Here is a 14,159-nt window from a genome sequence, read left to right as displayed (position 1 = left end):
CCGAGGTCCGCCCCAGTCGCCCGCCGATGCGCGGGTGGCTGGGGCGCGGCCGTGGCCAGTCCGCGTACGTGCAGCAAGCCGACGAGTGGCGCGGCACAACGGTGCAGGTGTGCGGCCTGTGGCCGTACTCGGTCGGCACGGGTACGCCGATGATCGGCGTACCGCTCGGCCGTCACCTGTTCACCGGCTCGACGGTGTGCGCCGATCCCATCTCCTGGTTCCAGCGCGCAAAGCTCATCAGCAACCCAAGCTGCTTCGTGCTGGGTCTGCCGGCGCTGGGAAAGTCGACGACGGTTCGCCGCATGGCGGCCGGCCTCGCCGGGTACGGGTCGATCCCGTTCATTCTCGGCGATCTGAAACCCGATTACGTCGACCTCATCGAGGCGCTAGGCGGGCAGGTGATCCGGCTCGGCCGCGGCCGCGGATACCTGAACGTGCTCGATCCTGGCGAGTCAACCGACGCATCCAATGCACTGCGAGCTGCCGGCTTCGTGAAAGAGGCCGAGGAAGTCGAAGCCGACGCCCACGGGCGACGGCTCACGATGGTGTCAGCGCTCCTGTCGATTCTCCGCAAGCAGTCGCCCTCCGACGTCGAAGAGTCCATCATCGACGCCGCGCTGCGCGTCTTGGATCGGAAGTTCACCGATACCGTGCCGGTGCTCGCGGATCTCCTCGCCGTGGTGCAGGAAGGGCCGGAGGAACTGCGCGAGGTCGCCGTCGACCGCGGCGACTGGAACGAGTACCAGAAGATCACCCGCGGCCTCGAAGCGTCGCTCATCAGCCTCACCCGCGGTGGTCGTCTGGGCGAGACGTTCGCCAGGCACACGACAAACCCGATGGTGCGCGATCGCCCCGTGGTCTACGACATTTCAGGGTTGAAGGAAACCGACACGGATCTGCGCGCCGCAACCTTGCTCGCGTGCTGGTCCAACGGGTTCGCCACGGTGAACGTGGCTCACGCGCTCGCTGAGGCCGGCCTAGAACCGCAGCGCCACTACTTCGTCATCATGGACGAGCTGTGGCAAGCGCTGCGCTCTGGTGCCGGCATGGTCGACCGCATCGACGCACTGACGCGCCTGAACCGTCAGTTCGGCGTCGGGCAGGCGATGATTACGCACACGATGCACGATCTTGAAGGGCTCCCCGAGGAAGATCGCGCGAAAGCCCGCGGTTTCGTCGAGCGCGCCGGCATGCTCATCTGTGGCGGCCTCCCACAGGCTGAAATGCCGCTCCTGACGGCCGCTGTGCCGTTCTCACGCACGGAACAGCGCCTCCTCACCGGATGGTCTGCCCCGCCCTCCTGGGACTCCGCTACGGGCCGTGAGAGCGAACCTCCCGGCCGTGGCCGGTTCCTCGTGAAGGTCGGCGGCCGCCCCGGTATCCCGCTTGCGGTGAAGCTGACCGAGGCGGAGCGAGCTATCAACGACACGAACAAGCGGTGGGCGGCGCAGTCGCGCGTCGGCCGGCGCGCGCACGAAGAGGCAGCGATCCCCGAGGAGGCCAACGCATGAGCAGCCCGAACAACAACCGCAGACGCGATCCCGGCGGCCTCAGCTCAGAAGCGATCCTGGGCCTGGTCGTCATCTTCGCCGTGGCCGTGATCGTCGCAGCTCTCTACGCTGCGATGCACCTCGGGCACCGCCTCGCCGGTACGGGCGTGGAGGTGCCCGCCGACCCGTTCGGGGTGGTGTTCGGCCTGTTCGGTGGCAAGTACGAGTGGCCTGGTGCGGCCGGCTGGTGGGTGCTCGGCGGCCTCGTCGCCGTGGTGGTCACGCTCGGCACTTTGGTGCTCGTATGGCGGGCACGCCGCGCCAAGCGACGTACTCGCGTCGATCAGCAAGCCGCCTACATGGGGCGCGGCCGAGACATTGAGGATCTGAGCCGTAAAGCCGTCACCGCGAAGGCGGAACGGCTGGGCGTCACCGCCGCCCCCGGTCTTCCCATCGGTGTCACCGTCGCGACGCGGCAGCCGCTCCTCAGCTCGTGGGAGGACATGCGGATCACCATTGCCGGCCCCCGTACGGGAAAGACCACCTCGATGGTCGTGCCGGAAATACTCGATGCTCCCGGTTCGGTGCTCGCGACATCGAACAAGCGAGACATTGTGGACCACACCCGCGGGCCGCGCTCAGAGCGTGGCCCGGTTTGGGTATTTGATCCGCAGTCGGTCGCGAATGAGCCCCCGTCGTGGTGGTGGAACCCGCTCACGTACGTCACCGACGAAGTGAAAGCAGCCAAGCTCGCCGATCACTTCGCCGCCGGCTCACGTGACCCCGGCGCGAAAGCCGATGCCTACTTCGACACCGCTGCGCAAGATCTGCTCGCTGGCCTCCTCCTCGCCGCGGCGCTCGGCGGCCGCCCGATCACGCAAGTGTTCACGTGGATCACCCGCCCGACCGAGGAAGAGCCCGTGGAGATTCTGCGCGAGCACGGGCAGCGCCTCATCGCCGATCAGGTGGCCGGCGTCATCACCGCTCCCGAGAAGCAGCGTGGCGGCGTCTACGGATCTGCACAGCAGATGGTCTCCTGCTTGACGAATCGCCAGGTCGCCCAGTGGGTGAACCCCTTGGGCGACGACGATAAGCGCCCGCAGTTCAGCCCCGAGGAGTTCGTGAAGGCCGACGGCGGCACGCTCTACTCCCTCTCTCGCGAGGGCCGCGGCACCGCCGGCCCGCTCGTTACCGCGCTCACTGTCGCGGTCGTCGAGGCCGCCGAAGAGCTGGCCGCTCGCTCGAGAGGCGGTCGCCTGGAAATGCCCCTCGTGGGCGTGCTCGATGAGGCCGCGAACGTATGCCGGTGGCGGGATCTTCCGAACCTCTACTCGCACTACGGCTCACGCGGAATCGTGCTCGATACCGTTCTGCAGTCCTGGTCACAGGGCGCAGAAGTCTGGGGCGAGGCCGGCATCAAGAAACTTTGGTCGGCCTCGAACGTGAAGGTGTACGGCGGCGGTGTCGCCGAGGTTGGGTTTCTAAAAGAGCTTGCCGAGCTGATCGGCGATTACGATCGTCTCTCCTCGTCCTCGTCGACGTCGCGCGGGCAGCGCACCGTCTCCACGCAGCTCCATCGCGAACGCATCCTCGACGTCGACGCACTCTCGGCGCTCCCGAAGGGCCGCGCCGTGGTCCTCGCGTCCGGCTCAAGGCCGACGCTGATTCGCACAGTGCCGTGGATGGGTGGCCCGCACGATGCCGCGGTACGCGCGTCTCTGGCCGCGAATGACCCACAAGCCGAGTACACGATGCAGCAAGCGGATCAGGAGCTGGCGGCCGTGGCCGCAGCGGAGGCGACCCGATGAGCGGCTGGGGCGAAGATGAGAGCTGGGGCGAGACTTCCTGGGAGGAAACGCCGGCACCATCGGCGCCGGTCGCACCGCGCAGCTCGTCGACGTCGACCAACGTGTTCGGCGTCGACGTCGGCGGCTTAGCCAGCGAGTACGTCGACGCCGCGGTGAAAGCGGCCGTCAAGAAACAAGTGGCAGAAGTCGCCGCGGCCGCCGTAGATGAAGCGCTGACAGAAGAGCTGGTGGAGGCACTGCGCGCTCAGGCAGAGGACGCCGCGGCCGCCGCGATCACCGATCAGGTGGAAGCAAACGACGCCGGCACCCCAGAGGAACAATCGAGCGGCGACGATGCACCGCCGCTGTACTACGGTTCCGTCGACGAGTTCTACCGCGAGTATCTGCGTCTCGCGTACCGCCGGCCGATCAACGGCCGCGCTCGCGTGTGGGCGGCCGACTGGTGGAACTATGACGAAGCGGTGATCCGCCTCGAAGCGCTGTGGCGGTCCTGGGAGGAGCTGCGCCAGGACGCGAGCACGGGCATGAGTGTGTGGTGGCGGGATCACGCCGACCACCACATGGCCGTGCTTATGGACCCTGACGGCCCGTTCGCGGCCGCCGACGCGAACGACGAAACCAACCAGTCGCGCAAGGGCGCTCCGCTGCCGTACACCGCACCGCCAGAGGGGTTATTCCGCGACGTGCGGCTGCCTGACGAACCCGTTGAGCTCAACGACGCCGGCTAAGCGATCGCCACCACAAACACGGAGGGCCGCACCCAATCGGGTGCGGCCCTCCGTCGTTGTAGGCGGTTACCGTTCGAGGCCAGCGCGCTGCACCTGAGCGCCGCGGCCGCGAGAGGGTCGAGCCTTCGCGCTCGTCTTCTTCGCTGCCCCGTTGCGGGCCGCCTCAGTAGCCGGCTTCGCATTGCTGACGTCGGAGCGCATACGCGCCCCGATCGCCTGTTCGCTGATCCCCTGCCGTTCCAAGCTTGCAGCCGTAGCATCGCGTCGCTGCGAGCTGTCGTAGGTGTTCTGTGAGTCCTCCCGATACCGGGTAGCCTCTCGTTCGCGCAGCTCGGCGTCGGCGATGAATGCTTCGCTATCGTGGCCCGGTTCTGACGCGATCGCACGGGCGTTCTCAGCCGCCTGCTCAGCCTGGTTCGCATCCGCCATCAACCGTGCGGCTTCGGCCTCCTCAGCGGCCGCCCGGTTGCGTTCCTCAGCCGCGTTCGCGAGGTCACGTTCGGCACGTTCCAACTGTAGGCGCACCATCTGCTGTACCGAGCTGGGATCTATGCCTGTGTTGTCGACGTCGATCGCGTACCGACTTTGCAGCTCGGCACGCATCCGCATCTCGGCGCGAGCTGCCTCCTGGTCCTCGCCGGCCCAGCCCCGAGCAACCTGGTACGAATGGCCAATCTGTTCCGGGGTCGCTCGATCCCACCACTCCGGCTGATGCACGTTGCTCAGCTCAGCGCGCGCCGCTGCACGTTCCGCATCGAGGCGGGATTGCAGCTCGCGATGCTCCTGGATGCTGTGCTCACGTGCACGGCGCAGAGCCTCCTCACGTAGGCGAGTCATCATCTGACCGACCTGCGAGGCTGCCGTCACAAGGATGCGTAGCTGCCCCTCCATCGCCTCTTCGATGCCGTCGCTTTCAGCCATGATGGGATCTCCTCTCGTTGTGTTCTATCGCTCGATACCGTCGCGGCCCGGAAGCCTCGGCTGGGTCGTCTTCGGTCGCTCGTTCGGTTGTACTCGGTTCGGCACAGGCGACCCGATTTCAGTAGCCGGCCGCGCCTGGCTCGCGCGCACACGGTCAAGTACCGCCTGCGCCTCAGCATCGAGCAGCGCACGCTCGATAGTCGCCGTCGCCGTCTGCTGCTGTGCCGTCGCATCGGTGCCCTTCATGGGAGCCGGCAGCGCCGCACGAACGCGGCTCAGGCGAGCGCGCGTATCCTCCGCAAGCAATCGAGCCTGGCGCGCCTGCGACGCCGCGACGGATGCCGCGTACACCGCCTGAGTGAGGGTCAGCAATGACCGGATCATCGCGGCCTGAGCGACGGCACCCTGCCCGCCGCGCACTGCGCTTGCAAGCAGCATTGCTGCACCAGAGATGGCTACCGTGCCGGCCTGCTGAGGGCGCACGGTGCGCTGGTACGTCTGAGCGGATCGTGACAGCGCCTCCGATGCCGCAGCGAGGTCGCCTGGCGTCTCCTCGGTCGCGTTCGACCATGCGGCCAGAGCGCCGGCAGTCTGCCGCGCAACGGTCGCCCATGTGCTCCGATCCTCGATCGGCACAGATCGCAGTCGGTCGACGAGAGCGGTCAGCTCTTCACTGCTGCGTGTCCACTGTTCAGGGTTGGGCTCTTGGGTCTCCCGGCCCGGTGCGACTACGCGCCGGCCCCGCTTCGCGGCGTTCCATTCCGCTGCCGCAGTAGTGGCACCAGTCGGGGTGTCAGGCCACCCGTCACGCAGCCGTGGGAGCGTCAGGTCACGGCTGAGATTGCCGCCGCCGTACCAGATAGGCCGCTCGCCTGCAGTCGGGCGCTCAGCGACCGAGTACCCAGTGATGACGTCCGTGCGTCCGTCAGCGTAGCGTGGGCGAACGATGAGTCCTTCACGTCGCATTCGACGTACGAACTCGCCCTCATCTGCGCTGGCCTCCGCGCATCCGCGCACCTTCAAGCTGAGCAAGTACCGCGGCTGATCTGCGCGCATCTCGGCACCGATCAAGACCTGTCGCAGTGCACCGTCGAGCTTCGCCCACTCCGGCGCATCGGTGCCGGCAGAGTGGCGGTTACGTTCGTACTTCGCCCGTGCGCGCCAACGTGCTTGCACCTCACGTTCAGCGGGGTCATACCCACGGGTGGCGCGATCAGCCTGCACCGATTCCAGCGACTCCAAACCGTGCGCAACTTCGAGCGCACGTGCAACGGTCTGCGCCCGCTTGTAGTCCATGTGAATGGGAGCCTTGGTGCCATCCTCACGCACCAGGTTCACTGCAATGTGGATGTGATCGTTCCCGTTCTTCGAGACACCGTGACGCACGGCAACCCAACGGCACGGCGCTTTGGTTCCCTCGTGATCGTCAAAGCCCATCTCACGTACGAAGTCGTTAGCTATCGCGTTCCACTGTTCATCGGTAAGCGTGCCCTCTTCTGCGCGCAATGACAGTGAGCAATGCCAGACGTGACCGCCCTTCACGTCAACATCGAATGCCTTACGAGGGCGGTCCAAGTGTCGCGCGATCGCCAGTGCAGAATCACGGCCCAACTCAGCATCATCGTGCCAAGCCATCATCGCTGCATCCCCAGCTACAAGGTGAGGTTCGGTGTGCTCGTTAGCTCGGCCCGCTCCGACAAGATACGTCATGAGACCGGCCATGCGATCGCCGCGGGTGATGTTCGGCATCATGACGATGCCTCACTCAACTCATCGACGAATCTGTCGATGTGATCGGCGACCTCACGCACCTTCGTGAGTGTTGCAACCATCTCTGCCTGCACCGAGCCCGTAGCGTTCGTTGCCTTCGCCATCTGGTTCACGTTGTTCGCCAAACCCGCGAGCAAACGATGCGTCGCGAACATCTGTGCGATGACCTCGTGACGCACAGACTCGTTCGCAGCAGCAGCGGCCGCTCCCCCTGCCAATGCTGAGTCGACAAGCAGCTTAGGAACGGTCACCTTGTACTGCAATGCGAGCGCGAGAAGCTGGCCCTCTTCCTCCGGGCTGACCTTCACAATGTGCCGAGCAACCCGACCGCCCTTGACGTTACGACGTCGAGCCTGACGGCGCTTCGGTTCAGCATCCTCATTCGAATCAGCAGACAACCCAGCACCTCCCTCCAGCCCAGCGCAGCGACACCGCAACCGCGGTGACCACACTTCCAGTGTGCCGCATCCTCGACGGAAAATCGAGGATCAATCCCAATTAGGTCACCTAATTGTATAGCTTGCTCCGTCTGGGGCTCCCCCTAGGGTCGCTCACGGTGGCAGCCGGGAGCGGTCGCGGCTTCGCCGCGGCGTGCTCGCATATGGTCGACGAACGTCGACGCGAGCTGTCTTCATCCGTAGGATGGAGACATGGCTAAGGAACTTTCAATCGAAGAAGCAATGGACCGTGCCCGTCGTGCTCAGGAGGATCGCATCGAGGCAATCCGTGTGCTCGCTGAGGCGCGCAACGAACTCGATACAATCCGTGAGGATGGTGCTCGTGAGCTGGCGGAGCTGCAAGCTCGAATCAGCGAGCGAGTGACGTCCGCCGAACGCGATGATGTGAAGGCGTATAACGCGGCCGTCAGTGCCGGATGGAGCCCCGATGAGCTGCGCAAGATCGGGTTTGCAGAGCCCGATAAGAAGGCTCGCACGCGCAAGCGGGCACCGCGTAAGAACACGGCTCAGACTTCATCTCGAACGCCCGCTGTATCGACGACGGCTTCGGGCCTCGAATCTGATTTCAAGCTCTCCGACGATGCTGCATCGCAGCAGCCGGCAACGGTCTAGTTGTTCGCTTGCGGTGGGGCTTTCCCCTCCCCCTGAGCCCGAGATACTGGCACAAGATAGCCACCTGTCAAGGGCGCTTCGCGTCACTCCGTGATGCGGCTGCGCCGCACCCTTGACAGGTGGCTATCTTGTTCGGGGCGGCTTTTATCAGGGGAAGAGAAAAGAACGGTTGGTCTATCGCTCAATGCCGTTCTCTGGTGCTCGTTCAGCACGCGGCCCTGGCCTCTGCTCATGCGCACCTGCGCTACGCGGTGCGGATCTGTCGGTACTGAAACTGGCCGCGGTTAGACGGCTCACCGACTGCTCTGCTTCGAGCTTTCCGCCAGGCTTCAATCGCACCTGTGCGACCTCACGAATGGGCTGGGCTTCGCGCCCCTCATCCAACGATGCTTGGTGCTCCTCGGCGCTCGTGTAGTGGCGCTCGTAACGGATCACTCGTGGGCATGTCTGCGCGAGCTGGGCTGCCGCATCCTGTGACTTCGAGCGTCCATGCTCAGTGTCGAACAGCGGCCGAGCGTAAGCGCTCGGCACCCATCGTCCGCCGAGTGCGTCTGCTTTGCCCGCCTCGGCTTCCTGCATCGCGTGCTGCCAGCGCTGCACGATCCGATCCTGCGATACCTCGAACGGCACCTCAACGTCGACGACGGTTACCTGGTAGCCGGCTTCCGCAAGATACGCACCAAGCTCCACTGCTTTGTCTGGGTCGCTCAGTACCGTGTCGACGATAATGTTCGTTCCCTGGTCGATCATCTCTGTGCGCAGCGCACGTGCAAGCATCGACGATTCTTCATGCACGAGTGAGGCAAGTTCAAGCGGATAAAACCGCTCCCCCTGCGCCTCTAAGTCGCGCACCGCGGGCGGTTTGATCCACTCCTCATAGCTGCCATCTGCCATCGCTTCGCGCAGCAACAGCTTCTTGAACTCGTCCGCGTCAATGTTCACGTAGTGGTCACGATCCGCACCGAGCACGGTGTCAGCGACCCGCCCTTTACCGGCACCTGGCGGGCCAGCCAGCACGAGTGCTCGACCTTCATCTTTCGCGTTCGGAGACTGGCTCACTACCGCGGCCTTGATGCGTTCGTGCGTCGCCCGTCGTCCGGCTTTACGCGACCCATTGGAGCGATACCAAGCTGGGTTTCGGGTAGTCGCGTGTGGGCCATCCTTGTCGAGTGGTCCGCCGGCAGTAGAGAGCGCTTGGACAACCTCGATATGCCGCTGCTCCTCTGGGGTCACGCGGCCGTCATCCGTGCTTCGATGCGATCGCCAATCTCGTCGTACAGCTCGTCGTCGATCAGCCCACGGCTCAGCGCGCGGTCCAGGTCATCGACCGAGCCCGCAACATCCATCAGCAGATCGTCGAACGCATCCTTGGTCTGCGCCTGCGGCACGTACTCCCAGCGCGTCAGCTCATCGACGAGCTGCGCCCGGTCGATCAGGCCGGCTGCGTACCGCTCGCAAATCTCGTAAGGATCTGCACCTGAGAAACCTTCACGAGGCATCGGGGTTGCGGCGGCCCGCTGCAACACCTTCTGCACGTTCGGCTGCGAGACCTTCACTAGATCGGCGATCGCCTTCTGCCGCAATCCACGCTGTTTCAGCCGCAGCAGACTGCGACGGTAGTCCAGCTCTCCGATGTTCCGCAAGTGCTGCGCCTTCCGTGCAGCGACCGCCTCGACGGGAATCTCTGTGATCGTCATAGTGTCCACCTCCGCTTCCAGTCTACCGAAAATATAACCATAGTTATACTGCTATTTTGCGAGCGCGCGCATGACGCTCGATGTGCCGACTCCGAGCACGCGCCCGATCTGGGCGTAGCTCTGATTCTCTGCCCGCATCTTCTTGGCCGCGGCGATCCGCTCGGCCGTCATCACGGTTGGGCGGCCGCCGACTCTCCCCTGGCTCCGTGCGTGCTCTAAGCCAAGGCGCGTGTTCTCTCTGATCGTGTCGACACGGAGCTGCGCGAAGACCACGACGATGCCGTAGAGCGCCTTCCCCATCGGCGTAGTGGTGTCGATGGCTGGCTCCGTGAGACTCACGATATTCAGGCCTCTATCGTTCAGCTCGGATAGCACCTCGATCATCAGGCGCTCACTGCCGGCGAGCCTGTCGAGCTTGCGGACCTTGATCGTGTCGCCGGGGCGCGCGGCTACGTCGATGAGCTTGCGCCACTCGGGGCGATCGGCGATGCGGCTCGATTCGCCGTGGTCGACGAACACGCGACTGCAGCCGGCCGCTCGCAGCTCGGCTTCCTGTGCGCCCGGATCTTGCTCTTTGCGCGAGACTCGCGCGTACCCAAATACTTCGGCCATGCCATAAACGGTACGCGCTCAGTATCGGTGCGATTCAGTTTCGGTGGGGGTTTTCGGTGCGTCGTCTCTCGGCGTGTCGCGCAGCTCGGCGTCTTCGACGAGCTGCGCACCGAAAACGACGGCAGTCTCAACCGATCAAGGCATCACCCGTGATGGCAGTATGCGCTTGGACGGAAGGAGACGGTTGGGATGGCATTGAGCATGGAAGAGCAAGATGCCGTGTGGGAGAGATGGCGAGCGGGCGAGCCGATGCGCGTGATTGCCAGAACGGTGCGCTGCAGCCGCGAAGCGGTACGGAGACGCCTGGCAAACTCTGGTGGGATCCGCCCAGCACCGCGCCGTCGCGCTGCTCTGCGGTTGTCACTGGCGCAGAGGGAGGAGATTTCCCGGGGAATCGCGGCCGGTGATTCCGCTCGAACGATCGCTGCTCGACTCGGACGGTCAGACTCCTCGATCTCGCGGGAGATCTCCCGGAACGGCGGCCGTGACCAGTACAGGGCTGCCAAGGCAGATGAGCGCGCTTGGCAGCTCGCGCAACGCCCCAAACTCAGCAAGCTCGATGCGAACGATGAGCTGCGCACCGCCGTGAAGCAGAAACTGCATGAGGACTGGTCGCCGGAACAAATCGCGGCCTGGCTACGACGGGACTTCTCTGACGACCCGACGATGCAGATCTCTCACGAGGCGATCTATCGGACCCTCTACACCGCCACCTGCCCGGCCCTACCCTCCGAGATGAGCGTCCACCTGCGCTCCGGCCGTCGACTCCGCACGTCGCGCCAGTCGCGCCGCACCGGACACGGACGCGGTCGCTTGCGGAACATGGTCTCGATCCATGATCGCCCGACACGCATTGAGACACGTGACGAGGTCGGACACTGGGAAGGTGACCTCGTGATGGGCCGCCGGCCCAGCGCCGTAGCGACGCTTGTCGAGCGCTCCACCCGTGCAGTTCGCTTAGTGAAGCTACCGGGGATCAAAGGCCCGGACGTACGCGACGCTCTGATCCGGAACCTTCAGAATCTTCCGCCGTGGCTCTTGCGGTCGCTCACCTGGGACCGCGGAAGAGAGATGTCCGAGCACGAGCGAATCGCCCATGAGCTCGGCATCCAGGTTTACTTCTGCGACCCCCGCTCACCCTGGCAACGGGGCTCGAACGAGAACACTAACCGGCTCCTGCGCCAGTACCTTCCAAAACAAGCAGACTTGTCTCGGTACACCCAGGTCGACCTCGACCGGATCGCAGAGAAGATCAACACACGCCCGCGCTACGTTCTCGGATGGGACACCAGCCAGGACCGACTCCGCGATGTCCTCATCGCCTGACACCCGAGACTCGGTCGACGATCGACCTCTCAGCGGCGTGAACTTGCAGCTGCCGAATCAGATGACGTTGGAATCGCGATGCGCTTCTGCTTGCGCGATCACCTCGGGCGTCCACTCCTCCTCCGACACCATGCGAGCAAGCTCCCAGCGCCCATGCACCGCACACTTCTGGAAGCGTCTGGTCCCGAGTAGGATGGATTTGAAGGAGACGAACGGGAACCAGACGGTATGCTCGTCACATGAAGCCAGTAATCCTGATCGCCGCGATCGATAACGATCGTGGCATCGGCCTAAGAGGTTCAATGCCCTGGAAGATCCCAGGGGAGGCTAAATACACAGCGCAGCGCACGCTTAGAACATCTTCTCCGGACATGATCAATGCGCTCATTATGGGGCGAAAGACATATGAGTCCCTACCCCCTCACCGGCGCCCCCTCCCAGGCCGCCACAGCCTCGTAATTACTTCTCGGAGCATTGGGGAGCCAGTTGGTGTTGCCACCTCCGTCGATGAAGCACTGAGGGTGTGCGGAGAGATGTCAGACGTCGAGTCGATCTTCGTGTTTGGTGGTGCGGAAATCTATTCCCAGGCACTCGCTGCCGCCCTCCCGGATACATTGCTAATAAGCAATATTCCAGGACACTATGGGTGCGACACATTCCTCGACCCCATTCCGTCCACCTATCGACTAGAGCGCACTTCCAACCATAAGCACGGTACCGTGATGGTTCGGCACGAAACCTATGTCAGGGATTTTGGAAAAGAATGAGCTAATCCCGTAGCTCTAGTTGTGGCAGTAGGGACTGATGCGCGGGAAGGAGTCACTCGCGCCGTCGCGAGGTAGGTACCAATCTGGGGCACCACAGCAGGACAGTTACCGGACCGTCGTTTACGGTTCCCAATAGGACCCGAGTGCGCACTTTTGCGACACATCTGTCGCACTGGATATACCTCAGCAGCACGGCCCGGAGCGTCGTTAACGACGGCGGTATCAGGATTCCAAATCTTCCTAGCGCGAACCAGGCAGGGACAAGGGCGTCCAGCCGAGCGGTAAAGGACCAGACACTGCCGCTCGTTCGCGATCTCTCGCTTCGGACCACCCCTGGACTTCCCGACCGGAGCGAAGGGCGCCTCGGGCGAGTCGCAACCCGCTGCCTTCCAGCAGTGCATCCGGGGCGCTGCCTCGCCTGACCGACGCGCGGACACTCCACGGTTTGTCAGCCCAGCTTCCGCCACGAAAGACCCGGTAGTTCCCATAGCGCGCGGGATCGAGGTAGTCCCAGCACCACTCCCAGACGTTGCCGAGAGTGTCGTACAGGCCGAAGGCGTTGGGCTCCTTCAGGGCGACGCGGTGCGGTCCCTCCCCCGCGTCCAGAGTGGTCCAGGCGACGCCGGAAAGCGGGCCGTAGTGTGGACCCTTCGTGCCCGCGCGGCACCCGTACTCCCACTCGGCCTCTGTGGGCAGGCGGAAGCCGTCAGACTCGAGCTTCCACTGCACCTCATCGCCTGAGATGCGATATGCCGTCGACAGTCCATGCGCCTCGGAAAGCTCGTTGCAGATACTCACGGCTTGCTTCCACGTGATCCCGCTGAGCGGCAGATCGCAGGTGTCGACCGTGACGGGAGTACGGCCGAGAGAGAACGCCTCCAGCGCCACGGTGCGATGCTCGGAGCGTCGCGCATCGTGAAGCGTTACCTTTCCGGCTGGGAGGGCGATCAGATCATCGGGAAGGCTCTGCACAAGGTGAGCGTATCGAAGGTCGCGAGTGGACAAGGTATGGTCTCCGCATCGAGGTCTGGTGATGCGTTGACCGGTTGAGACTGCCACCGTTATCGGTCGGCGCTCGTCGGCGGCAGAGCTGCATCGAGCACCTGCCCGATGCGGGTGCGCTCCTCGGTGTCGGCATCCGGGCCGTCCACGTCGTGACTCACTGGGGATCGTCGTACCAGCGCACGACGCCGTTGGCTGCGTGCGCTTCGCGCAGCGCGGCCGAGGCGGCATCGAACGCTGCGGCGGCACGGTGCAGCTCTGCCGCCGTGGTGACGGTGCCAGTTGCGCCGTCGCCGCGCAGTAGTGCCCCGTAGAGTGGTGTAACGATCCCGGCCAGTAAACGTCAGCGTGGCCACCGGGATCTTCCTTCGAGGAAACTCTCACATCCCACTCGAAAGGCGTCACACCGATGACCACTCCCTCTATTGTCGACCCTGCCACCGTCCTCACCAACGCGCTGGGCGACGCATCACCGGATCTGATGCGCACCCTGCTGCAAACCATGATCAACACTCTCCTCTCAGCTGAAGCAGATGCGATCTGCGGCGCCGAGTACGGGAAGCCCTCTGCTGACCGAGTGAATTCCCGCAACGGATACCGCACCCGTGAACTCGATACGCGTGTCGGAACCATAGACGTCGCGATCCCGAAGCTCCGCTCAGGCACGTATTTCCCCGAGTGGCTCCTCGAACGTCGCAAACGCTCAGAAGCGGCGATGATCACCGTCGTCGCTGACGCCTACCTCGCTGGCGTCTCAACGAGGCGGATGGACAAACTCGTGAAGACCCTTGGCATCCATTCCCTGTCAAAGTCGCAGGTCTCCCGAATGGCCGCCGATATGGACGGGGTCTGCTGAAGGTTTGATTGACTCTTGTCCGCCAGTTCTGTAGGACTGGCTGGGAGGATATGGATCATGGCCAAATACTCGGAAGAGTTCAGAAAAGATGCTGTCGCGCTCGTCAGACAAG

General features: G+C 64.1%; 13 protein-coding genes and 1 pseudogene. 7 read left to right on the top strand and 7 right to left on the bottom strand.

Annotated features, from left to right (window positions below):
* Window positions 1-26: 26 nt before the first annotated feature.
* Genes AC1C2N_RS15665 through AC1C2N_RS15655 form a run of 3 tightly spaced genes read left to right on the top strand, consistent with a single transcriptional unit; the run spans window position 27 to window position 4,026 of the window.
* Window positions 27-1,511 (top strand): putative type IV secretion/conjugal transfer ATPase, encoded by a 1,485-nt coding sequence (locus AC1C2N_RS15665; protein WP_495434522.1) that lies wholly within the window; start codon window positions 27-29, stop codon window positions 1,509-1,511.
* Complete coding sequence (locus tag AC1C2N_RS15660) at window positions 1,508-3,298, top strand: type IV secretory system conjugative DNA transfer family protein (RefSeq protein WP_495434503.1); 1,791 nt, start codon at window positions 1,508-1,510, stop codon at window positions 3,296-3,298. The genes AC1C2N_RS15665 and AC1C2N_RS15660 overlap by 4 nt, the downstream gene beginning before the upstream one ends.
* Window positions 3,295-4,026 (top strand): DUF4913 domain-containing protein, encoded by a 732-nt coding sequence (locus tag AC1C2N_RS15655; protein WP_495434502.1) that lies wholly within the window; start codon window positions 3,295-3,297, stop codon window positions 4,024-4,026. The genes AC1C2N_RS15660 and AC1C2N_RS15655 overlap by 4 nt, the downstream gene beginning before the upstream one ends.
* 66 nt (window positions 4,027-4,092) lie before the next feature.
* On the opposite strand, the gene AC1C2N_RS15650 is transcribed toward AC1C2N_RS15655, so the two are convergent.
* The 3 genes from AC1C2N_RS15650 to mobC form a co-directional block, all read right to left on the bottom strand.
* A complete protein-coding gene (locus AC1C2N_RS15650; protein WP_495434501.1) occupies window positions 4,093-4,947 on the bottom strand; it encodes a hypothetical protein in 855 nt (284 codons plus the stop codon).
* 24 nt (window positions 4,948-4,971) lie between these two features.
* Complete coding sequence (locus AC1C2N_RS15645) at window positions 4,972-6,489, bottom strand: relaxase/mobilization nuclease domain-containing protein (RefSeq protein ID WP_495434500.1); 1,518 nt, start codon at window positions 6,487-6,489, stop codon at window positions 4,972-4,974.
* A gap of 206 nt (window positions 6,490-6,695) precedes the next feature.
* Entirely contained in the window at window positions 6,696-7,115 is a 420-nt protein-coding gene (gene mobC / locus AC1C2N_RS15640; RefSeq protein WP_495434499.1) for a plasmid mobilization relaxosome protein MobC, read from the bottom strand.
* A 252-nt stretch (window positions 7,116-7,367) separates the two neighbouring features.
* On the opposite strand from mobC, the gene AC1C2N_RS15635 reads away from it, so the two are divergent.
* Window positions 7,368-7,787 carry a hypothetical protein gene (locus AC1C2N_RS15635; protein WP_495434498.1) on the top strand — a complete coding sequence of 140 codons (420 nt, stop codon included), beginning with the start codon at window positions 7,368-7,370 and terminating at the stop codon, window positions 7,785-7,787.
* Window positions 7,788-7,961: 174 nt separating this feature from the next.
* On the opposite strand, the gene AC1C2N_RS15630 is transcribed toward AC1C2N_RS15635, so the two are convergent.
* Genes AC1C2N_RS15630 through AC1C2N_RS15620 form a run of 3 tightly spaced genes read right to left on the bottom strand, consistent with a single transcriptional unit; the run spans window position 7,962 to window position 10,096 of the window.
* Window positions 7,962-9,020: a zeta toxin family protein gene (locus AC1C2N_RS15630; protein WP_495434497.1), complete on the bottom strand. Its 1,059-nt coding sequence runs from the start codon at window positions 9,018-9,020 to the stop codon at window positions 7,962-7,964.
* The gene (locus AC1C2N_RS15625) at window positions 9,017-9,484 is read right to left on the bottom strand and encodes a hypothetical protein (protein ID WP_139770732.1); all 468 of its coding nucleotides are present in this window, start codon (window positions 9,482-9,484) and stop codon (window positions 9,017-9,019) included. The genes AC1C2N_RS15630 and AC1C2N_RS15625 overlap by 4 nt, the downstream gene beginning before the upstream one ends.
* 51 nt (window positions 9,485-9,535) lie before the next feature.
* Window positions 9,536-10,096, bottom strand: coding sequence for a recombinase family protein (locus tag AC1C2N_RS15620; protein ID WP_495434496.1), 561 nt, complete (start codon window positions 10,094-10,096; stop codon window positions 9,536-9,538).
* A gap of 189 nt (window positions 10,097-10,285) precedes the next feature.
* On the opposite strand from AC1C2N_RS15620, the gene AC1C2N_RS15615 reads away from it, so the two are divergent.
* Together AC1C2N_RS15615 and AC1C2N_RS15610 are read left to right on the top strand one after the other, a co-directional pair.
* Window positions 10,286-11,422 carry an IS30 family transposase gene (locus AC1C2N_RS15615; RefSeq protein ID WP_064846213.1) on the top strand — a complete coding sequence of 379 codons (1,137 nt, stop codon included), beginning with the start codon at window positions 10,286-10,288 and terminating at the stop codon, window positions 11,420-11,422.
* A gap of 239 nt (window positions 11,423-11,661) precedes the next feature.
* The gene (locus AC1C2N_RS15610; protein WP_082943283.1) at window positions 11,662-12,189 is read left to right on the top strand and encodes a dihydrofolate reductase; all 528 of its coding nucleotides are present in this window, start codon (window positions 11,662-11,664) and stop codon (window positions 12,187-12,189) included.
* Between the two features lie 240 nt (window positions 12,190-12,429).
* Here AC1C2N_RS15610 and AC1C2N_RS15605 read toward each other — a convergent pair whose 3' ends face one another.
* Window positions 12,430-13,161 carry a formylglycine-generating enzyme family protein gene (locus AC1C2N_RS15605; RefSeq protein ID WP_229730639.1) on the bottom strand — a complete coding sequence of 244 codons (732 nt, stop codon included), beginning with the start codon at window positions 13,159-13,161 and terminating at the stop codon, window positions 12,430-12,432.
* Window positions 13,162-13,600: 439 nt separating this feature from the next.
* Here AC1C2N_RS15605 and AC1C2N_RS15600 point away from each other — a divergent pair.
* Window positions 13,601-14,035, top strand: a pseudogene (locus AC1C2N_RS15600) (transposase); the annotation flags it as partial.
* Window positions 14,036-14,159: the final 124 nt, after the last annotated feature.

It is taken from the genome of Mycetocola sp. Y791 (assembly GCF_059445325.1).
Note: the sequence above shows the minus strand (reverse complement) of the source record. Positions and strands in the feature narration are given on the sequence as shown.